Origin of the sequence: Gluconobacter sp. P5E10 (genome assembly GCF_018812145.1) — a bacterium.
GTDB lineage: Bacteria > Pseudomonadota > Alphaproteobacteria > Acetobacterales > Acetobacteraceae > Gluconobacter > Gluconobacter cerinus.
On the sequence record NZ_JACRVZ010000013.1, the window covers coordinates 15,573 to 36,033 of the forward strand.

Below are 20,461 nucleotides of genomic sequence, written 5' to 3' on the forward strand. Positions count from 1 at the left end.
GTTCTGTAGTGCGCTGTTTTTGCGTGTTATTTCTGTATTTCTTCTTAATTTCCGGTGTAGAGATGCCTAATCCGTTTCATATTGCCTTCCCGGTCGACGATCTTGAGGCTGCCCGTAACTTTTACGGTGAAATTCTGGGATGCCCGGAAGGGCGCAGCACGAACAGCTGGATTGATTTCGATCTGTATGGCCACCAGATCGTCACCCATCTTATTCCTGGCGCATGTCGTAAAGGAGATGCCGAAGGTGGAGCAGTGGACGGGCACAATGTTCCCATTCCCCACTTTGGTGTCGTTCTGGATATGGACGACTGGAAAGATCTTGCTCAACGCGCCAAACGCCACGGAATTACTTTCGGGTTGGAACCACAGATCCGCTTTGAAGGCCTGCCCGGGGAACAGGCAACGATGTTCTTCTGTGATCCGGCAGGCAATGCGCTGGAGTTCAAGGCATTCGCTGACATGAAACAGCTTTTTGTGAAGCAGTAAGTCTCCATTACCCCGGTCCAGAGAGGAGTTTTTGTGTCCAGTTCCCTGATATCTTCCAATACCGCCGCTGTCGGTTCGGTTCCTGATCCCGAACTGGCGAAGCTGATATTTGATCGCCTGTATGATATCGGTTTTGACGGGAGGGGAATGACCCGTCCGTCCTACGGTGAAGGTGAGAACCAGGCACATGCCCTGTTTGAGGAGATCGCCAGGGAACACGGACTGGAAATCCGCAGAGACTGGGCATCGAACCTGTTCATCACGCTTCCGGGGCGTAATCGTGCCCTGCCTGTGGTCATGACTGGTTCGCATCTGGATACGGTGCCATGCGGTGGCAACTTTGATGGTGCGGCCGGAGCGGTGGCTGGGCTCCTGATCCTTTGTGCATGGTCCACGGCAGGGTTTCAGCCGGAACGGGACACAACGCTGATCGTAACCCGTGCGGAAGAGAGCGTGTGGTTTCCGGTTTCTTATCTGGGAAGTCGGACGGCTTTCGGACTGCTGGATGCCGATGCTCTCGAAACACCGCGCAGTGATGACTGTGTGACGTTGCGCGAACATATGCAGGCCTGCGGTGCAAAACCGGAAGAATGTGGCAGGGCGCCCGTTCTGGACCCGACAAAAATCGACTGTTTCGTGGAGCTTCATATCGAGCAGGGGCCGGTCCTGCTGGAGGCCGACGTTCCCGTCGGGATCGTAACTGGCATCTGCGGCAGCACACGATACCGTTCAGCCGTCATTCACGGTCAGTACGCCCATTCCGGGGCAACGCCGCGCCGTTTTCGTTCGGATGCTGTCATGGCAGGTGCCAGCATGATGATGGCCCTTCACACGGATTGGAAAACCGTTGAAGCCGCTGGCGAAGATATGACACTTACATTTGGTGTGTGTCAGACAGACCCTGCGCAAGCCAATTTTGCAGCCGTTCCAGGAAAGCTGGAACTTGTAATCGATATCCGTTCGCGGGACGAAACGCTGTTGGAGCGTATGAACGCGCAAGTCATCGAGCATGCTCGGTCGGTCGAAGCGGAGTTCACGGTCTGCGTCGATCTCGGACCACGCACGCAAAGTACACCGGCGATCATGGATGAGACGATTCAGGCGCAGTTAAGAGATCTCGCAATGGAAATGGGCATACCAGTCGTTTCAATGGCTAGCGGGGCCGGTCATGATGCGGCAACGTTCGCGGGGCAAGGCGTCCCGACGGAAATGCTGTTTGTTAGAAACGAAAATGGCAGTCATAACCCCGACGAGAGCATGGAAATGGAAGACTTTCTCTTGGGAACCAGTCTGCTGGGACGGCTGTTGCGCAAGCGTGCTTTATCAAACGATACTGTTGTTGCATAAATGTTTTTCAGGGATTTAGACTTTGCGTCGAGTTTGTTGACTAATCGCTATGAACATCCGGAGGGTTCGACGACCCCCTTGGTTTTGAGGCTGCCTTTGTGATTCCATTTTTCCTGTGTTGATTGGAGTATGGAAGATAAAGCCGTCTGGTTTCTTTGATGTTGAAGAGCGGCTCGCTCGGCTGAGCGGGCTAGGTAATCAACTCGAAGCACATTTGCCGGACGATGAATTTTGAGGTGTTCAGCCCTGATCTGGAGCCGGCTCAGGCCTATTCAAAAGGGAGCAAGGGCGGGCGACCGCATTTTGACCCGGTGCTGATGTTCAAGATCCTTGTGATTCAGACCTTGAACGATTTATCTGATGAGCCGACGGAATATTTGATTACGTTGCGTTGACAAAAGATTTGATCCAGAGCCTTGCGGCGGCGATATTGAGGAAGCTCATGAAGGACAAAGCGGTCTTGTCGTAACGGGTTGCGATGCGGCGCATCTGCTTGAGCCTGTTGAACATTCGTTCGATACGGTTACGATCCCTGTAGCGCCGCCAGTCAGTGTTTTGTGGAGTGCTGCGGCCTTTGCGTGATGGAATGACCGGCATGATCCCATGGATCAGAAGGTCCTGACGGAAACTGTCGCTGTCATAACCCCGATCAGCCAGCATGGCCCTGGGGTTTGGAGCCGGAAGTTCCAGCAGGGCATTTACGGCTTTATAGTCCGAGACCTGCCCGCCGGTGAGGACAAAGCCAAGAGGACGTCCCTGATTGTCGCATCGGGCGTGGATTTTGCTCGTAAAGCCGCCGCGTGACCGACCAAAAGCTTCCGCACGAGCCTCCCTTTTGCGCCAGTGGCCTGTGAATGGGCGCGAACCACGGTGCTGTCGAGCATATGCTGCCAGTCATCAGTCAGGCCAAAGTCTACAAGGGTTTGCAGCAGGGCATCCCACACACCCTGTTCAGCCCAACGGCGAAACCGGACATAAACCGAGTTCATTTGCCGTAGCGTTCATGCATGTCACGCCAGGGGCATCCAGTGAGAAAACGGCGGTTATCTCCGGCTGGACGAGCCCAACGTCTACGTTCAGGCGGCAGAAGCGGACCAATCAGTGCCCATTTCTGATCCTTCAGATCGCCTCCTGCCATGCCCGCTCCCTTTTGTCAACGCGCCCTAACACTACTTTGGCAGAAGTATGATTTTTAGGATTCCCATGGAGCTGATTGCGTGATTCATGGGGAGCCAGCTTTGACGGAGGCTGGCATTGGAAGAAGACTGGCAAGCGGATCTTGAGCGATGGCTCGTCCCGTATCTGGAAGGTCTTGGTAACAAGACGCGGCGTAAAATGTGCCCGGCCTATATCGCAGGTCTGATCGGGCCAGGAGATCGCAAGAGCATCCAGCCCATGGCCATGCGTTCGGATGCGGTCCCCTATGACCGGCTACATCATTTCATCGGAGCCGGGCTGTGGGACAAGGCCCCACTGGAAGCGACCTTGTGGAAACAGGCGGATGACCTGGTTGGTGGCGACAGATCCTGGCTGATCATCGATGACACTGCCCTGCCGAAGAAGGGGAAAGCCTCTGTAGGCGTTGCGCCCCAATACGCAACCGCACTAGGCAAGAATGCGAACTGCCAGACAATGGTCTCTGTGACACTGGCTTCGGGTGAAGTTCCGCTGATGCTGAGCCTGCGGTTGTTCCTGCCGGAAAGCTGGACAGGCGACGTCGCGCGCATGGATAAGGCAGGCGTACCTCGTGCCTTACAGGACTACCGTACGAAGCCTGAAATCGCGCTTGAGGAAATTGATCGCGTCATCGCAGCAGGCGTACGCTTCGGCTGTGTGCTGGCTGATGCAGGTTACGGGTTGTCAGCCTCGTTGCGGCAGGCACTGACCGCACGGGGTCTTTGCTGTGCTGTCGGTATTCCACGACACCAGAAGGCCTATCCCGACGATGTTCAACTGATCTTCCCGGTTGCAGGCCGTGGTCGCCCACGCATGCGGCACGTTCCGGATGTCACGTCCGTGGCTGCACACACCATGCTCGAAGGGGCAAAGTGGCGGCAGGTCAGTTGGCGCAAGGGAACGAAAGGACGTCTGACGGCTCGGTTCGCGGCCATACGCGTGCGCATCGCGGATGGCGCACCCCAGAGGATCGGCTCTGCCGGAGCCCAACACATGCCGGGCGAAGAAGCCTGGCTTGTGGGGGAGCATCGCTCGAATGGCGAACGCAAATACTATCTCTCGAACTTACCAGCCGACACGCCAATCAAGGTTCTGGCTGGCGCGATCAAAGCGCGCTGGATATGCGAACAGGCCCATCAGCAACTCAAGGAAGAGCTGGGCCTGGATCACTTTGAGGGACGATCCTGGAGCGGACTTCACCGCCATGCCTTGATGTCGATGATGGCCTACGCCTTTTTGCAATCCCGCAGGCTTGCTCAGGCGGGACAAAAAAAAAGAGCCCTCGGGCCACCACCACAACCCAGTCTACCAGCAGTGCGTCAGGCCATCCTTGACCACATGTCTCGTTCATCCCCGACACAATGCCCTCATTGCGGATGGACACTCAAAAGGCATCCTAACTCCATTCTGCCAAAGTAGTGCTAGACGACGATCCTGGAGCGGACTTCACCGCCATGCCTTGATGTCGATGATGGCCTACGCCTTTTTGCAATCCCGCAGGCTTGCTCAGGCGGGACAAAAAAAAAGAGCCCTCGGGCCACCACCACAACCCAGTCTACCAGCAGTGCGTCAGGCCATCCTTGACCACATGTCTCGTTCATCCCCGACACAATGCCCTCATTGCGGATGGACACTCAAAAGGCATCCTAACTCCATTCTGCCAAAGTAGTGCTAGGCGGATCCGATTGGCTGACAACGCCAATGTTCCCAGTTCAGTAGGGTTCGCTTAGCTTCGGCCATACGTGTTGTCATGAAGCTTTCGTCTGCGGCAGCTGAACGGCCTTCTCTGATCGTGTTCTGTGGTGCGATCATCAATATCGCCGCTGCTTTTCTTATGTCCTGAAAGTATGCTGAACAATGGGCACAAACCTTTAAAACATCTCCACCAGAAAATTTTATTTAAAGTATTCTCCTAAAACCTTTAATAAGCATCTCTATTGCGTATCTCTGATAAAGGTTTTTGGGCATGAAGCGAACTGAACTATCCGGTGGTGTCCGTGAGCGTCTGGTCCGTCTTCCTACCCCTTATGAGCATCACTACGGGGTTCTTCCTCTCCCTCTGCCGGAGGAAGGGATTCCTCTTGAAGAGATCGCAGCGCTGCATTCCCAGGCCCAGCTGGCATTGGGACAGGCTGATGAGATTGCGCGCGCTCTTCCAGATCCTTATCAGATCAGTCGTATTCTCAGCCGCCGTGAAGCCGTCAGCAGTTCGGCGATGGAAGGAACTCACAGCACCCTGGATGAACTTCTTATCGCTGACGAAGATGACGATCAGGGAGGGCAGGCGGTTAGACAGGTTCGGGATTACGCGCTGGCTCTGGAGCGGTTCGTGCCATCGGCTCTCACTAAGGGCCGTCAAATCTTTCAGGTCGATCTGATCCAGAACCTGCATCGTAGTGTACTCGGCCATGATGCGTCCTACCGAGATACTCCGGGAGACTTCCGGCAGGAGGTCGTATGGATCGGCGGCAATGGGCACATTGCCTATTCCGTCTATAATCCTCCACCACCGGCTGAAGTCCCTCATTTGCTGGAAGAGACCCTGGATTATATGCGGGAAGACGGGATGCAGATGATGACCCAGTCCTTGATTACCCGGATGGCGTTAGCCCATGCTCATTTCGAGGCTGTTCATCCGTTCCGAGACGGGAATGGTCGCGTGGGTCGGCTCCTGCTGCCCCTGATGATGGCAGCTGAGAAACACATTCCGCTCTATCTCTCACCGTATATAGAGCTCCACAAACAGGCCTATTATGCAGCTCTCAAACAAGCCCAGCAGAAACTAAACTGGCTTCCTCTGATCGGCTTTGTGTCGAATGCCATTGTTCAAACTGTTCAGGAGTTACGCATCACCCGTGAAGCTCTCAGAACCCTGAATGCTGCATGGTTGACCCGTCGTTCGTTCCGAAAGGGATCAGCAGCGCTACGAGCGCTTGATATCCTTAGGGATTATCCGGTTCTGACGGCTCCACGGCTGGGAACTTTGCTGTCGATTACGCCACCCGCTGCTCACACGGCAATTAGCCAGCTTTGCCAGGCTGGGATCCTGAGAGAGCGAACTGGCTATGCCCGCAATCGAATTTACGTTGCAGATGAAGTGCTTGGCATCCTGAACCGACCCTTTGCAGAAGATCCTATAATTCCAGGCTCAGGTACCCAAGTCTAATGCCCTTGCTTTGATTGTGGTCGGTGAGCGAACAGGGGACCTTACATTTTGTCTTTCGAGCAGCGATAGTTATGTCGTATAATATTTCTTATGCCAACTAGTATGCTTTTGCATCATGGAGTTCATAATCAATCGGTTTGATGAAGCCTCTTAAAAATCGCGCTCATGCCTTTGGCCACGCGTTCATTCCGATCCGCGCAATTTCCTGCAACCGCTCTTGTGATGCTCCGTCACGAGCTTGGACAGCCATGCCGCGTAGGAGGGACCCGTAGAACGCTGCCAAAGCCTCAATATCGGTATCTATCGGCAAATCTCCTACCTCCAATCCCTGTTGCAAGCGTGCAGCCATAGCGCCTTCTGCCTGTGTCCTCTGGCTGGCCAAGAGGTCGCGCAAACGGTTCTGGTTAGGCGAGCATTGTGTGGCCGCGACTGAAATCATGCATCCTGCCGGCCGGTCGGCGCGTGTGAATTCAACGGCAGCTGCTGTCGTTAAATCCTGAAAGACAGTTCGCGTATCGGCATCTTCACCAAGGATGCCGAGGAACCAACCTCCAGCGACACTCATGTAGGTCTCAATCACCTCGTGATACAGTGCCTCTTTGCTTCCGAAAGCATTGTAAAAGCTGGAAGCACTGATCTTCATGACTGAAATCAGATCATCGAAGCTCGTCCCCTCATAGCCGCGATCCCAAAACAAGCGCATGGCGGCACACAAGGCTTCCTTGCGATCGAAAGATTGAGGGCGCCCCCGCCCTCGCCGCACACTTGGGTCTTTTTTTGGTGTCATCGCTCCATAAATCCTTGAAACCAGAGATCCAAACCCTATATGCCTTATGTTGGAGCGATTACTCCACATTTAAATCCGTTGCTCTCTACCAACCGGGCATAAAGTACGCATGTGCGTTCTGGCCCATACAGACAGGCACATATCCATGAGCAAACTTTCCGGAAAAGTTGCAATCGTAACCGGCGCCTCTAAAGGAATTGGGGCTGGTATTGCCAAGGCACTCGCCGAAGCGGGGGCCGCTGTCGTCGTCAATTACGCCTCAAGCAAGTCCGGAGCGGACGCCGTCGTCTCAGCCATTGCCAGCAATGGCGGTCAGGCCATCGCTGTTCAGGGAGATGTTTCTCTTAAATCCGATGCGCAGGCCATCGTGGATGCGGCGATCAGTCAATTCGGGCGTTTGGATATTCTCGTCAATAATTCCGGGGTTTACGAATTTGCTTCGATCGACGAGATCACCGAAGACCATTTCCATCGTCTCTTTAATGTCAATGTGCTTGGCACTTTACTGACGACCCAGGCCGCCGCCAAACACCTTGATGATGGCGGTAGCGTTATCAATATCAGCTCCGTTGTATCTCGTATTACGCCACCAAATTCTGCGGTCTATACGGGAACAAAGGGAGCCGTTGATGCCATTACAGGTTCTCTCGCGCGTGAGCTGGGGCCGAGAAATATTCGGGTCAACGCTATCAATCCTGGCCTGATTGAAACAGAAGGCACCAAAACTGCTAATGTTGTGGGTTCCGAAATGGAACAGCTCATTATTTCACAAACACCACTGGGACGTAGCGGCCAGGTTCAGGACATTGCTCCACTTGCCGTATTCCTCGCCTCTGATGATGCGCGCTGGCTGACAGGCGAAACACTCATTGCCTCCGGTGGGCTGCGCTGACGTTTGACGTTAACCCGGCAGACCTCTGCCGGGTTAATATTTGATTATTGGTTTGTATTTACAAACAATATTGTTCGCGAAATATCCTCTACCAGGAAGACTTAAGCCATATTATCTAGAGAATGCTTTTGTCCTAGGAATAGGGCTACCGTGGCTTATGAGCTCTCCGCTTAAACACAGTTTCCAGAGTGCGTTGGGAAGGTAACGGCGGATACGAAGGAAAATAATAGTCATAGTCCCCCATGAATTCTTTGTTGCACAAAGTCCAGCCTGTCTTGCCCCCAAAACAGTTCGTTTCCAACGACGTAAGTAGGAGTACCAAAGATACCAAGCTGTTCTGCGTCAGACAGGTTTTTTTCCCATACAGCGTACACCTCTGGCGTTTGGGAAAAGACTAAGAGTTCTTTGGTGTCGCTATGGAGTACGTTTTCAACAATACCCTCAAGCGTATTCGTATCTGCGATATCCTGATCATGGGCCCATAATGCGGATTGAATCGCCCACGACAAAGCGACATCGTCATAGCCTTTGAGACCCGCGGCAATAACAAGACAAGCCGCATACTCTATGGTTCTGCAGGGATAATATTTCGGTTTCAGATTAAGCGGAATATCCAGAAACTTCCGCCAGCGGGTCAATTCAACCACATGATAATTCTGCCGGGCAGTGGGGCGCTCCCGCAAAGGGATTCCGCCATTACTCTGGATAATCCGAATTGGTCGCAGCACAAGTGATACGCCTTCCGACCGAGCAATTTCACGCAGCTTTGGCATCCCAAGATAAGCCCATGGCGACGAGATTCCATAAAAAACCTGGATCGTCCCCACGTTCGATGGCTGCTCGTTGGTCATTTTTGTTCCTTACATTGACAATATGAAAGAGTGATCGTGAATGAGAATGAGTTTAGATCATTAACCTCGTTGCGTCATGCGCTAACATAATATACGACTCAGTGAGTAGCTTATGGTTATAAACTTATTAGTATAGTGATTAATGAGTTCAGCCAAAATGCGAATGGGCCTGTTTCCTCCAACCTTTTCGTCCGGATTCCGCCATGTCCGCATCTCGTGAGTTTCCAGCACTTCTGATCCTGCTTCTGTTGACATTAGGGGGCACTGCTCAGGCTGCAGATGAGCAATCGTCCGATCATGACGTCATGCATAGACAGCCAGTTCCTTCCCGCACACCAAAGAAGGCGGCCACAACCCATGAGGCTGCCCCGGTCAGCAAAGCGGAAGAAATTCATGTCAGAACAGAGACGCTCTCCGGAGGTGTGACCAATACGACACCCGGCGGAGGCCTCATGCCGGTTCAAACAGTTCCACGCATGCAGAGCGGGGTTACACGAGACTATATTGCGAAGCAGTCCCCGACCACGAACACACTTAACCTGCTTCAGATGTCCCCAGGGGCTGTTGTGGCCAATTCTGATCCTCTGGGTCTCGCGGACCATACGAGCATTACCGTTCGTGGTCTGGACCAGACAGAGATCGGTCTGGTGTTTGAGGGAATGCCTGCGGGCGATCCCATTTATGGGATCGCCGATACGTCCGAATGGGCAGACACGGAAAATATTGGTCGTGTCGATCTGGCGCAGGGAAGCAGCGACATTGCCGCTCCTGTCTATAATGCAGGTGGCGGCCAGATTACCGAAACGTTGCTGGACCCCAGTCACAAAGCCGGAGCACTGTTATCGCTTTCAGGCGGAACGCATGCGACGAACAAAGATTTTTTGCGTCTGGATAGTGGAGAAATCGGCCATTCCGGTGTCCGGGCATTCATGTCTGGTTCGTATACCCGCAACAATAACTGGCGCGGGCCAGGAACGAACCGTCGCTACCATGTCGATTCCAAAGCGGTAAAAGAATGGGGCGCAGACAATCGAGTCTCAGCAGTCTTTACCTGGAATACGATTGACGAATCCCCAACACGATATCTGTCTCTTGCGCAATGGAAGCAGTACGGAAAATCCTACAATTATTCTGGCGAATATACCCCAGGCAGCACAACCTATTACCGACTCTATCAATATAAGCGCTCTTCAATGATGATCAGCGCTCCAAGCCACTTTACGCTTGCAAAAGGTCTGACGGCTGATATCGCCCCCTACTATCAGTGGATGAGCGGGTCGGTCCCAAGTGGGACGACCCTGACACCTGGAAGCCTGTATCTTGGCAACCAGTCTGCGGGAACCGTCAGCTTCCCTACGCTCTATAACGGGAAAGCTGTGGCCGCAGCAATTGCAGGCTCCAACAGCTTCAATACGGGCTTCTCAGGTCATTTCACGCTGAAGACAGGCGTAAATACTCTCAAGGTTGGTTACTGGTACAGCAATCTGACCAAAAACTCCCTCTACGATTACTCTCCTGTCAGTGCGGCAGGTGACATCATCAATAATAATATCCGCACTCAAAACGGCTCCATCCTGGCGACCAAGAATTTCCACATGATGCAGCAGGTCAATGGCTTCTTCATTGAGGACGGGTTGTCTCTACTGAATCATCGGCTTGATCTGACCGCTGGGTTCAAAGCTGTGCTTCTGGCACGATCCGGAACAAACAACATTCCAGGTGCGACCTATCGTTGGGGAACAAATAGCGCAGTTCCGCTGCCGCGTTTCGAGGCCAGCTACAAGATTGACAAAAACAATCAGATTTTCATCGACGCGGTAACAAATTTCCACGCACCGATGTCAGACGTACCGTATTATGACGCTTTCAGTGTCTCGACCGGAAAGATATCGACGGCTGGAAAAACTGACCTCAAGAATGAATACTCCATTTCCGAAGAAATTGGATATCGTCATACTGGTCTTATCAATGCCTCCATTGGCTTCTTCAACTACAATTTTACAAACCGGCAGATTTCGACATCCGTTTATGTTGATGGCGCATTGACGACAAACCTCATCAATGCAGGCGGCCAAACGACGCGTGGAGCGCAGGTCGAGATTTCCCTTCGTCCCTGGCATCATTTGAGCCCATACGTTTCGGGGCAGTATCTCCATGCAACGATCGACAACAACCTTGCTGTTGGAAACGATCTTCTCCCAACCAAAGGGAAGAGTGCAATTCTGACACCGAAATTTTCGGCATCTGCAGGCATATCTTATGATGACGGTCAGTTTTTCGGCAACGTATTCTTCAATTACGTTGATTCACAATACTCAACGTTTATGAATGATGAGAGTATCCCCGCTTACAAGACGGCCAATATGACGCTGGGGTACCGCATGAAGACTTACCACTTCATCCATCGCCCGACGATCCAGCTGAATCTTGTGAACCTCGGTGATAGCAACTACCTGTCCAGCGCCTATACGGTTCGGACAAATGCCAAGACCACAAAAGGTATTTATGGGACGTCCATCGCAGGCACTGCACCCAGCTATTATCTCGGGGGTGGATTTGCAGCGGTAACATCAATCACCCTCGGATTTTGAAACCATGATTACAGGACGTCAGATCGAAGCCTTTCATGCTGTCTTTTCGATCGGCAGCATGACAGGCGCGGCACGTCATCTCGGGCGCACGCAGTCTGCTGTCAGCCGTCTCATTATGGAACTGGAAAAAGCACTTGGCTTTACCCTTTTCGAGCGGAACGGGACGCGGCTGCATGCTACGCAGGAAGCACGGCTCCTTTATGATGAGGTCAAGCGCTCCTTCATCGGACTGAAGAACATTGAGGAGAAAGCCAGACAAATCGCTGCAGGTGGAAACCATCGCCGGATTACATGCGGCGCCACATCTGCACTCTCTGGCGGTCTTGTTCCCCGGGCCATCTCCGGTCTGATGCAATGCAGTTCAGACATTTCAATGTCTTTCAAAGGCATGCCAGCCGATGAGGTCGTCCGCTCCGTGACGGATGGCAGTGTTGATGTCGGTCTGGCGACCCTGCCCATCGACGATACCAATCTGCACATTCACTGGATTGGAGAAGCATCCTGTGTGGCCGTTCTGCATGAGGATCACCCTCTTGCCCAATCCGACAGCCTTTCTCTTCGTCAACTGCATACCCAGCAGGTTCTGACCGTAGGAAATCCCTTTCGGCTGCGACGCACGATCGACGCAGCTCTTCAGGCATCCGGGAACAGCTCGTTCACCAGGATAGAAACCAATACATCCCTCAATGCTGTCATGAGTGCCCGTGAAGAACTGGGAGTGGCCATTGTAGAGCCTGTAACAGCCTACGGCATTCCCATTGGCGGTACGGTCGTGCGGCCTATTGTGGAACATATTCCCTGGGCGTGGAGCGTGTTGACACCGGCGTTTTCGGCAGCTGATAGCGGCATTCTTCGCTTCATCGAACAGATCGAAATTACAGCGCGTGCCCTTTTGCCAGATTTCATCCGGCACCCACCCGAAGCGCTCGAAAAACTTCACACACGCCTTTTTCAGACCGAGCCAGGAGCACCAGATGCCAAAAAGAATTGAGGCCACCACAACAGCGCCAGCGCTCGATCTTCAGGAGCTTGAAGCCCGTATTCGCCGCGATCTGGATTATCTGAACCTCCCGGCAAAGCCATGGGTGCTTCCGCTCCATGATGCGCCTGAACCAACCTATGACATGGTGGTCATCGGCGCAGGCATGATCGGGCTCGCGGCGACTGCGGCTCTACGGCTTCGTGGCATCAGTTCAATCATCTGCCTTGATCGCGCTCCTGAAGGCACAGAAGGCCCATGGGTCACCTACGGCCGCATGGTGACACTCCGTACAGCGAAATCTGCCTGCGGCCCGGCTTTGGGCATTCCCAGCCTGACGTTTCGCGCCTGGTTTGAAGCGCAGTTCGGTAACGCGGCGTGGGAACGCCTAAACAAAATTCCACGCGCACAGTGGATGGATTACCTCATCTGGTATCGACGCATTCTGGATCTACCAGTTCGTAACGGAATGGACGTTACAGATATTGCCCCGCAGGACGATGGGCTCATCAGGGTTACAGTGCGAGGAGAAAGCACTCCAGTTTTGGCCCGACGCGTTATACTGGCAACAGGAATAGACGGACTGGGCGCCCCATCCCTTCCTTCTGTTGCCAGTGGGATCTCCTCCCGGTTCTGCGCCCACTCCGCCGATATGATCGATTTCACAGCGCTTGCTGGAAAGCGTGTTGGGGTCGTAGGAGCAGGCGCCTCTGCAATGGACAACGCTGCGAGCGCTCTGGAGGCTGGCGCTGCTGGCGTTGACCTTTTCGTCCGTCGCGAAGCCCTCCCAAGTGTGGACAAGTTCACCGGGATCAGCAGTGATGGGCTGGTCATGGGATATGTTGGCCTGCCAGACGCAGTAAAATGGGAGATGATGCGCCTTGGGCTTGATGCGCCAGTCCCTCCCCCACGCGACAGTACGCGCCGGGTTTTCAGGCACAAGAATGCAAGACTGCATGTGAATGCCCCCCTGCTCTCGGTCGAAGAAACAGCATCTGCGTTAACCGTCACAACGCCTCATGGTGAAACGGAGCTGGATTTTCTGATTTTTGCGACCGGTTTTTCCTGTGAAGTTACATCTCGACCAGAACTTTCCTCATTTGCGTCCAAGATCAGCCTCTGGGACGATCATTATACGCCTCCAGCCGGAGAAGAGAGTAAATCTCTCGGCCAATCTCCGTATCTGGCACCGGATTTTTCGTTCGTTGCACGCGAAGACAGTGACAAAGAGCCGTTATCCCGGATTTATTGTCTGTGCTTTGCCTCTGTGCTGAGCCATGGCAAGCTCACGAGTGGCGCACCCGCGATGGATGAGGCTGTTCAAAGGCTGGTCCATGGTGTCGCAGCATCTTTCCTGCGCGAAAACAGCCAGGACTGGCTGAATATTTTCCGTGAGTTCGACCGACCAGAACTCCTTGGGGATGAATGGCACCCCAAACAGATTGTCAACGGCACATCCACAAAGGTGAAGAGTAACGCATGACCGAGGATTCCTTTCAGCTGCACCAACGCAGCATCGTGATTGATGGCCTTCAGACCTGTGCCTGGAGCCGCGAAATCTTTGAACAGATGCGTGCCGGCGGCCTGACCGTTGTCAATGCTGCGTCCCTGCTGTGGGAGAACTTCAGTGAGGGCATGGCGTATGTCCGAACCTGGGAGCGGCACTTTGCTGAAAATGCAGATCTGATCATCCCAATCCGCTCCGTCGCGGATATCGAGACCGCCAAACGCACCAATCGCACAGGGATCAGTATCGGCTGGCAGAACACGTCCCCATTGGAAGACCGTCTGGATTATGTACGGCTTTTCAAACTGCTGGGCGTCAATACCATGCAGTTGACCTACAACACCCAGAACTATTCAGGGGCTGGCTATCTTGAAGAACGTGACAGTGGCCTGACAGGCTTCGGACGCGAGGTTCTTCATGAAATGAACCGCCACGGCGTGCTGTGCGATCTAAGTCACGTAGGCGACCTGACGTCAGCCGACGTGATTGAGCATTCCCGACGCCCGGTCTGTATTTCACATGTGCTGCCACGCGCGCTTCGCGATGTGAAACGCAACAAGCCAGATCATCTGTTCCGGGCCTGTGCTGAAAAAGGCGGCATCGTGGGTGTCAGCCTGTTCTCTCCCGGATTGCGTGCGGGGAATGATGCGACAATCGATGATTATCTGGATGCCATGACGCATGTCCTGAACATCGTGGGTGAAGACCACATTGCGATGGGTACCGATTTCAGTACAGGACATCCCCGCCCTGGCCCGTGGCTGCTTTGGGCGAACCGGGACAAGGGATATGGACGTCAGCTGACAGAATTTGGCCGTACCACGATCCGCAAGCCAGCGGGCTTTGCCAGCATCCCAGAAACACCCAACCTGACAGCCGCCATGATGCGCCGTGGGTGGTCCACAGGGTTAATCGAGAAAATTCTCGGACAGAACTGGCTGCGCCTGTATCGCGACACATGGACACCAGAGGTCTGACGCGGCTCATGCCAACCGCTCCCCACTTCACGACGCGCCGCAAGGTTCTTGGCGGTCTGGCAACACTGCCCGCATGGCGACATGCACGTGCGGCGGATGGCGATCTGGAATTGTCGGTAGCCGGCTTTCATGGACCGTTCCAGAAAGCGTTTCAGGCCATCGTGATCAACAGTTTCGAACGCGCCATGCCGGGCGTCCGCGTGACGTACCGTCCCATCATCAATTCTGCACAGCTTCTTGCAGCGCTACGGCTGGAACGGGAAGCACCCCAGATTGATGTCGCCATTGCGGATGTATCGGTCGCTATTCTTGCCAAACAGGAAGGATTGACTTCCATTTTACGGGAAGAAGAGATTCCGAGCCTGCGCGACATTCCAGACTGGGGACGCTTCGATGCCATGAATGGCGTCGCATTCTCACGGGATAATCTGTCGCTCATTTATGACAGCCGTGTTCTGACGCGTCCTCCGGAAAGCTGGCGTGAACTTGGACGGCCCGATTTGACGGACCAGATCGCCATGCCTGTCGAGGATACGCGTGGCGTTGTACTCCTTCCGCTTCTGACCCGCATGGCTGGAGGGGACTACAGGCAGAGCATCGAGCCGGGACTGGCCCTCATGCGGCAGTTTTCCCCCTATGTCGCGACCTGGAACGCACAGCCCGACATTTACACCCTGACGCTGGCCCAGACGATTGCCCTGGGTGTCGGATGGAACGGCCGTGGTCAGATGCTTGCACGGGACAATCCGGATACGCTGCGTGCTGTCGTTCCATCTGAAGGCAGCGTCGCGCAGATCAATACGCTTAATCTGACGGCCCCTCCGCAACGCACCAGACTGGCGCAGGCCTTCATTGAACATGCACTGTCCCCGGACGTGCAGACAGCCTTTGCGAATGTCGCGTTTTATGGGCCTGTAAACCGTCAGGTTGTGCTGTCAGACGAGACATCCGAAGCAATTTTCGGCCGACTAGAGACAGCACGCCGTGAAATGCATCTCGACTGGGGCTTCGTTAGCCAGCACTACAATAGCTGGATCCGCCGTATTCAACGTGAGGTCATCAGTGGCTGAAACAGACTCAACACCAGCCTATCTCTCCGTCAGCGGCTTCACGAGGCAATTTCCGGGCGCAGACAGGCGTTCCGTCGATGACGTCAGCTTTACGTTGAAACGCGGGCAGATGCTGACCTTGCTGGGCCCTTCCGGATGCGGAAAAACCACCCTGCTCCGCATGATTGCAGGCCTTACCCCGGTCGATTCAGGACAGTTGCACGTTGCGGGACGTCAGATGACGGAAACCCCTCTTCACGCACGCAACATGGGAATGGTATTTCAATCCTATGCCCTGTTTCCTCACCTCTCCGTCGCCCGCAATATCAGTTTTGGCCTGGATGTCCGGGGGATCAAAGGGGAAGAGAGCCGGCGGCGTGTAGCGGAACTGGTCTCTCTCATGCACCTGACCGGGCTGGAGAACAGGCGCATCACCGAACTCTCCGGCGGACAACGGCAGCGAGTGGCACTGGCGCGGGCGCTTGCCATCGAACCTGACATTCTCATGCTGGATGAGCCGCTGGCCAATCTTGATATCCGGTTGCGCGATACGGTGCGCACGGAAATTCGTGCGCTCCAGCAACGCCTTGGGATCACAGCCATCTTTGTCACGCATGATCAGGACGAAGCTCTGTCCATTGCGGATCAGGTCGCCGTCATGTCGGAAGGACGCCTCCAACAGTTTGGCACACCGGCAGATCTGTATACTCGTCCCGCAAACCGGTTCGTGGCCTCTTTCGTGGGACGCAGCAACTTCATCGAGGCTGTATGGGTCGATAGCAAACGTATCCATGCGGAAGGCATCGGCACACTGTTCATTGGCTTTTCCGAAGGCTGGAAAGGTCGCAGAACCCTCTTGATCCGCCCCCATCGCATCAGACTGGGCAACAGTCTCGAAACATGCTGCCAGGGTGTGGTCGAAAACGTTGTTTATACGGGTGAGCGCCGAACTTATCTGGTCCGTGTCGGGTATGTAACACTCACCGTTGAACAGCAGGAAGATCAGGGCCAGCCGGCCCAGACGGGAGACATTGTTGACCTGCACTGGCAGGCCAGCGACATGTCAGTCCTTCAAGAGCCTGTCTCCGATGCCGTCACTTCAGGCCATCCGAGTTCATGAGGGTGTCTGTCCGAAAACAGCCTTCCTGGCTGCAGGCCCTGCTCATCCTTCCGGGTGTTGCGGCCCTTGTCGTGACATTCGTCTTCCCGCTCCTCTGGCTGGCCAGGACGTCTCTCCAGCCTACGACCGGACATACACTCTCCCTCCACGCCTATGTCCGGCTTTTCGAGGACAGTTTTTACTGGTGGGTCATTGGACGCACGATTTTCATTGGGCTGCTCTGTGTTGTCATTACCGTCCCAATGGCTTTTCCCGTCGCGCTTTTCCTTGCCCGGTCGCAAAGCCGCTGGCGAGGCACCCTGACAGCGCTGGCCATTGCGCCCCTCCTGACATCCACAGTCATCCGGACCTACGGCTGGATGGTCATCCTCGGGCGACATGGCCTCATTAACACGACCCTCGTGTGGGCTGGCATTCTGGCGCAGCCCACACGATTGGATAACGGTCCCTTTGCCACGGTTGTCGCGCTGGTGGAGATCCTGCTGCCTTATGGCATTATTTCCATCCTCAGCCACCTGAGCCGTCTGGATGCGGAGCTTGAACAGGCGGCCTCCCTCCTCGGGGCACGTCGCCTTCAGGTCTTCTGGCGCGTCTTGCTGCCTCTCTCCCTTCCAGGACTGATGACAGCCTCGCTGCTTGTCTTCGTTCTCGCAATCAGCTCACTCGTGACACCTCAGTTGATGGGCGGAGGGCGCGTCTTTGTCCTTGCAACAGAAATCTTCAACCAGACGACCATAGCTCTGGACTGGCCATTTGCCGGCGCCCTGTCCATTACCCTCCTGGCCTTTTTCGGAATATTCGTGACGCTCTATCAGAGAATTCTTCAGCGCGTGGAGAGCCAGTCATGAAACACGACCGAACCGTCAGGGTGGCGTGGCATCTTCTGATTGGCCTGATTTACCTATTCCTGCTCGCACCATTGATTATCGTGCTGATCGTGTCGTTCGATATACGTCCCTACCTCAGCTTTCCACCCGCGAGTTTTTCCCTAATTTCATATGCCAGGGTGTTGCATAACCCCCTTTTCCTTCAGGCTGGAAAAACCAGTCTGTTGATCGGAGGATGCTCTGCGGGGCTCTCCCTGATTGTGGGGACGAGCGCTGCTTTTGCTCTGGTGAGAGGCCACTTCCCGGGACGGCAAAGCCTGCAATGGTTCTTTCTTTCTCCAATGCTGATGCCCCATATCGTGCTGGCGGTCGGACTGATGATGACCCTGCAACCGCTTGGCCTCCTGGACACGCTGACAGGATTGATTCTGGCCCATATCAGCATCACACTGCCCTATACGACGCGCATTGTGTCCTCCGGGATTGCACAGTTGGACCGCACACTAGAAGAAGCCGCTCGCATTCACGGCGCTTCGCCCTGGCAGAGTTTCTGCCGTGTCATTCTACCCGCACTCAGGCCACACCTCATCACCGGATTTCTGATCGCATTCCTGTTTTCCTTCGACGAAGCCGTTATCGCCCTGTTCATTGCAGGCCATAGAGCCGTTACGCTGCCACTCGCCATCTATCAGTACATCCAGTTCCGGACGGACCCGCAGGTCGCGTCGCTCTCAGTCCTCGTGGTGCTCCTCAGTCTGGTACCCATCATCATCATTGAACGTCTGATCAATCTTCGTCGGGCCGTCGGCGGATAAAGCAGTGAAGGAACCTCTCATGACGCAGATTATGATCGAAAGTGGCGCGATAGAAGGCTTCACAGAAAACGGAATTCTGACATTCCTGAGCGTTCCCTATGCCGCCCCTATTGTTCCTGGAAATCGGTTCGCAGCACCTCAGGACGTTGCACCCTGGACCGGTGTGAGATCCGCTCACCGCCTTGGTGCCGTCTGCCCACAGATCCCAACCTATGGACCTGTTGGGAAAGGGGCCACATCCATGCTGGATGCCGGTGAGGATTTTCTAACCCTCAATATCCGTAGTCCAGCCCGGGAGGGAAAAGCTCCCGTTCTTGTCTGGCTGCACGGAGGCGGATACGCCGTCGGTTCCGGAAACGAACCACTCCTCCAGACAGGCGCCTTCGCAGCAAGCGGAATTGTTGAAGTAACGCTCAATTACAGATTGGGAGCACTGGGATTTTTAAGCCTGGATGGCGCGCCCGAAAATCGCGGGCTACTTGATATCATCAAAGCTTTGGAGTGGGTTCAGAAGCACATCGCCCTCTTTGGAGGAGACCCTGAACGCGTCACTCTGGCCGGACGATCTGCGGGTGGATTTGCCGTTTCCACTCTTATGGCCATGCCTGCGGCAAAAGGATTGTTTTCCAGGACCATGATCCAGTCCGGAGCTACTCCAGCGGTACTACCATACAAAGACGCACGCCTGACGACACAACGCTTTCTCAAACGTCTCGGCCAGCCATCACTTCAAATCCTCGAAGAGATACCCATTCATCAGCTTCTCGCTGCTCAGCGAGCGATCTGCAATGAATCCTACGAACAGCATGACTTCACTCGAGACGGACGAGTGACAATTGTAGGAATTCCCTTCCAGCCAGTCATTGACGCTGCGTCCTTACCCCTTGATCCAGAAATAGCCGCTGTCCAAGGACTGGTAACGCAGGTTCCAGTTATGATCGGCACGACATCGGCGGAATACCTGTCCCATTCCAGCGTGCACTCGCATCTCACATTTACAGATACTGCGCGCTTACTGGACCCAAGAGTACAGCCTCTCGGCCTGAGTGGGACCGATATCGTGAACCGCTATCGGGATGCCCTACCCCACCATGACCCTCTGGGAATATGGCGTGCGGTCGCAGGGGATCTTGTCTTTCAAAACCCGACGACCCGCTATGCCCTTGCACTGAGCAAATTTCAGCCCGTTCATAAATATCTTTTCGGAAGCATCGGCCCCAATGAAACGGGTGCCCCACATGGTGCCGAACTGGCAAACGTATGGTGGCGGGAAGGCTATAACAGAGCGAACTTACCAACGAGATATCAAGATGTTGATCCAAAGATTTCGCGTATCATACATAATATCTGGAGAGACTTTGTTTCGGTAGAAGAACGGTCAGAAATAAGATGGGAGGCATTTTCAACCAATAATAAGGCCACCTTGTCCATTACAAAGGACGGTGCGGCGTTTTGCACGGACCTATTTTACCCAAGGGTTTGCCTTTGGACATGATAGATTTCCATCTGAGATGCTATCTGTTGAGTGAATGTTTGCATTAAATATAGGGCTCATAGCCAGAAGATGACGGTCGGGCATCTGTCGTAGCAGGTTGCGACCTGCCACCAGTCCTTGAGCCTTCCGAACATAATCTCGATGCGGTTGCAGCGTTTATATTTCCGCTTGTCGTATTTGCTCGGTTCCCCGCGAGATTTCCAGGGTTTGACCCCTTTTTCTTACAAGGCGCGTCGCTAAGCCAGTCCGCGGCATACTCACGATCTCTCAGCAGCCATTGGGCAGGAAAAGACTGTTCAAAAGGGAAGCGGACGTCTGTTTTCCTCATTAACTGCATAAAGCGTCGTATTCATGCCATCTTTGATGCGTCAAATTATCTGCTCGTCCGCCAGCC

General features: G+C 54.2%; 18 protein-coding genes and 2 pseudogenes. 15 read left to right on the plus strand and 5 right to left on the minus strand.

The features are described from left to right. Nucleotides 1-62: 62 nt before the first annotated feature. From KP707_RS15935 to KP707_RS15945, 3 genes and pseudogenes are all read left to right on the plus strand, one after another. Nucleotides 63-488: a VOC family protein gene (locus KP707_RS15935; protein ID WP_215751925.1), complete on the plus strand. Its 426-nt coding sequence runs from the start codon at nt 63-65 to the stop codon at nt 486-488. 33 nt (nt 489-521) lie between these two features. Further along, nucleotides 522-1,835 carry a Zn-dependent hydrolase gene (locus KP707_RS15940; protein WP_215751924.1) on the plus strand — a complete coding sequence of 438 codons (1,314 nt, stop codon included), beginning with the start codon at nt 522-524 and terminating at the stop codon, nt 1,833-1,835. Nucleotides 1,836-1,971: 136 nt separating this feature from the next. Further along, a pseudogene (locus KP707_RS15945) lies at nt 1,972-2,227 on the plus strand (transposase); the annotation flags it as partial. Here KP707_RS15945 and KP707_RS15950 read toward each other — a convergent pair. Beyond that, nucleotides 2,217-2,729: an IS5 family transposase gene (locus tag KP707_RS15950; RefSeq protein WP_215751933.1), complete on the minus strand. Its 513-nt coding sequence runs from the start codon at nt 2,727-2,729 to the stop codon at nt 2,217-2,219. The pseudogene KP707_RS15945 and the gene KP707_RS15950 sit on opposite strands and share 11 nt — an antisense overlap. 91 nt (nt 2,730-2,820) lie before the next feature. After that, entirely contained in the window at nt 2,821-2,973 is a 153-nt protein-coding gene (locus KP707_RS15955; protein WP_215751923.1) for a hypothetical protein, read from the minus strand. 110 nt (nt 2,974-3,083) lie between these two features. Here KP707_RS15955 and KP707_RS15960 point away from each other — a divergent pair, with 110 nt between their 5' ends. Then, complete coding sequence (locus KP707_RS15960) at nt 3,084-4,430, plus strand: IS701 family transposase (RefSeq protein WP_373687810.1); 1,347 nt, start codon at nt 3,084-3,086, stop codon at nt 4,428-4,430. A gap of 547 nt (nt 4,431-4,977) precedes the next feature. Next, nucleotides 4,978-6,177 (plus strand): Fic family protein, encoded by a 1,200-nt coding sequence (locus KP707_RS15970; RefSeq protein WP_215751878.1) that lies wholly within the window; start codon nt 4,978-4,980, stop codon nt 6,175-6,177. 163 nt (nt 6,178-6,340) lie between these two features. Here the strand turns inward: KP707_RS15970 and KP707_RS15975 are convergent, their stop codons facing one another. Further along, complete coding sequence (locus KP707_RS15975) at nt 6,341-6,964, minus strand: TetR/AcrR family transcriptional regulator (RefSeq protein WP_252348921.1); 624 nt, start codon at nt 6,962-6,964, stop codon at nt 6,341-6,343. 145 nt (nt 6,965-7,109) lie between these two features. On the opposite strand from KP707_RS15975, the gene KP707_RS15980 reads away from it, so the two are divergent. Continuing rightward, nucleotides 7,110-7,856 (plus strand): glucose 1-dehydrogenase, encoded by a 747-nt coding sequence (locus tag KP707_RS15980; RefSeq protein WP_016738676.1) that lies wholly within the window; start codon nt 7,110-7,112, stop codon nt 7,854-7,856. A gap of 230 nt (nt 7,857-8,086) precedes the next feature. Here KP707_RS15980 and KP707_RS15985 read toward each other — a convergent pair whose 3' ends face one another. Beyond that, nucleotides 8,087-8,707 (minus strand): 2-hydroxychromene-2-carboxylate isomerase, encoded by a 621-nt coding sequence (locus KP707_RS15985; RefSeq protein WP_215751879.1) that lies wholly within the window; start codon nt 8,705-8,707, stop codon nt 8,087-8,089. Between the two features lie 203 nt (nt 8,708-8,910). Between KP707_RS15985 and KP707_RS15990 the strand changes: the two genes are divergently transcribed. Genes KP707_RS15990 through KP707_RS16030 form a run of 9 tightly spaced genes read left to right on the plus strand, consistent with a single transcriptional unit; the run spans nt 8,911 to nt 20,067 of the window. Beyond that, nucleotides 8,911-11,298 carry a TonB-dependent receptor gene (locus KP707_RS15990; RefSeq protein ID WP_215751880.1) on the plus strand — a complete coding sequence of 796 codons (2,388 nt, stop codon included), beginning with the start codon at nt 8,911-8,913 and terminating at the stop codon, nt 11,296-11,298. A gap of 4 nt (nt 11,299-11,302) precedes the next feature. Then, nucleotides 11,303-12,289: a LysR family transcriptional regulator gene (locus tag KP707_RS15995; RefSeq protein WP_215751881.1), complete on the plus strand. Its 987-nt coding sequence runs from the start codon at nt 11,303-11,305 to the stop codon at nt 12,287-12,289. Beyond that, on the plus strand, nt 12,273-13,760 hold the full coding sequence (locus KP707_RS16000; RefSeq protein WP_215751882.1) for an NAD(P)-binding domain-containing protein: 1,488 nt from the start codon (nt 12,273-12,275) through the stop codon (nt 13,758-13,760). Before KP707_RS15995 ends, KP707_RS16000 begins: the two co-directional genes overlap by 17 nt. Then, nucleotides 13,757-14,761 carry a membrane dipeptidase gene (locus KP707_RS16005; protein ID WP_086633680.1) on the plus strand — a complete coding sequence of 335 codons (1,005 nt, stop codon included), beginning with the start codon at nt 13,757-13,759 and terminating at the stop codon, nt 14,759-14,761. The genes KP707_RS16000 and KP707_RS16005 overlap by 4 nt, the downstream gene beginning before the upstream one ends. An 8-nt stretch (nt 14,762-14,769) precedes the next feature. After that, nucleotides 14,770-15,831, plus strand: coding sequence for an extracellular solute-binding protein (locus KP707_RS16010; protein ID WP_249195475.1), 1,062 nt, complete (start codon nt 14,770-14,772; stop codon nt 15,829-15,831). Then, entirely contained in the window at nt 15,824-16,930 is a 1,107-nt protein-coding gene (locus KP707_RS17170) for an ABC transporter ATP-binding protein (protein WP_211510635.1), read from the plus strand. The genes KP707_RS16010 and KP707_RS17170 overlap by 8 nt, the downstream gene beginning before the upstream one ends. After that, nucleotides 16,927-17,778, plus strand: a complete 852-nt coding sequence (locus tag KP707_RS16020; RefSeq protein WP_211510636.1) for an ABC transporter permease — start codon at nt 16,927-16,929, stop codon at nt 17,776-17,778. The genes KP707_RS17170 and KP707_RS16020 overlap by 4 nt, the downstream gene beginning before the upstream one ends. Beyond that, nucleotides 17,775-18,572, plus strand: a complete 798-nt coding sequence (locus KP707_RS16025) for an ABC transporter permease (RefSeq protein WP_016738656.1) — start codon at nt 17,775-17,777, stop codon at nt 18,570-18,572. The genes KP707_RS16020 and KP707_RS16025 overlap by 4 nt, the downstream gene beginning before the upstream one ends. Before the next feature lie 19 nt (nt 18,573-18,591). Beyond that, on the plus strand, nt 18,592-20,067 hold the full coding sequence (locus KP707_RS16030) for a carboxylesterase/lipase family protein (protein WP_249195476.1): 1,476 nt from the start codon (nt 18,592-18,594) through the stop codon (nt 20,065-20,067). Between the two features lie 56 nt (nt 20,068-20,123). Here KP707_RS16030 and KP707_RS16930 read toward each other — a convergent pair. Further along, nucleotides 20,124-20,435: pseudogene (locus KP707_RS16930) on the minus strand (IS5/IS1182 family transposase); the annotation flags it as partial. Nucleotides 20,436-20,461: the final 26 nt, after the last annotated feature.

What these genes read in the sequence shown, in the direction of transcription:
- KP707_RS15935 (WP_215751925.1), top strand. Translation starts at nt 63, where the DNA reads ATGCCTAATCCGTTTCATATTGCCTTCCCGGTCGACGATCTTGAGGCT.
- KP707_RS15990 (WP_215751880.1), top strand. Translation starts at nt 8,911, where the DNA reads ATGTCCGCATCTCGTGAGTTTCCAGCACTTCTGATCCTGCTTCTGTTG.
- KP707_RS16025 (WP_016738656.1), top strand. Translation starts at nt 17,775, where the DNA reads ATGAAACACGACCGAACCGTCAGGGTGGCGTGGCATCTTCTGATTGGC.
- KP707_RS16010 (WP_249195475.1), top strand. Translation starts at nt 14,770, where the DNA reads ATGCCAACCGCTCCCCACTTCACGACGCGCCGCAAGGTTCTTGGCGGT.
- KP707_RS15985 (WP_215751879.1), bottom strand. Translation starts at nt 8,707, where the DNA reads ATGACCAACGAGCAGCCATCGAACGTGGGGACGATCCAGGTTTTTTAT.
- KP707_RS15970 (WP_215751878.1), top strand. Translation starts at nt 4,978, where the DNA reads ATGAAGCGAACTGAACTATCCGGTGGTGTCCGTGAGCGTCTGGTCCGT.
- KP707_RS15980 (WP_016738676.1), top strand. Translation starts at nt 7,110, where the DNA reads ATGAGCAAACTTTCCGGAAAAGTTGCAATCGTAACCGGCGCCTCTAAA.
- KP707_RS16000 (WP_215751882.1), top strand. Translation starts at nt 12,273, where the DNA reads ATGCCAAAAAGAATTGAGGCCACCACAACAGCGCCAGCGCTCGATCTT.
- KP707_RS15995 (WP_215751881.1), top strand. Translation starts at nt 11,303, where the DNA reads ATGATTACAGGACGTCAGATCGAAGCCTTTCATGCTGTCTTTTCGATC.
- KP707_RS15955 (WP_215751923.1), bottom strand. Translation starts at nt 2,973, where the DNA reads ATGGCAGGAGGCGATCTGAAGGATCAGAAATGGGCACTGATTGGTCCG.
- KP707_RS16020 (WP_211510636.1), top strand. Translation starts at nt 16,927, where the DNA reads ATGAGGGTGTCTGTCCGAAAACAGCCTTCCTGGCTGCAGGCCCTGCTC.
- KP707_RS15975 (WP_252348921.1), bottom strand. Translation starts at nt 6,964, where the DNA reads ATGACACCAAAAAAAGACCCAAGTGTGCGGCGAGGGCGGGGGCGCCCT.
- KP707_RS16005 (WP_086633680.1), top strand. Translation starts at nt 13,757, where the DNA reads ATGACCGAGGATTCCTTTCAGCTGCACCAACGCAGCATCGTGATTGAT.
- KP707_RS16030 (WP_249195476.1), top strand. Translation starts at nt 18,592, where the DNA reads ATGACGCAGATTATGATCGAAAGTGGCGCGATAGAAGGCTTCACAGAA.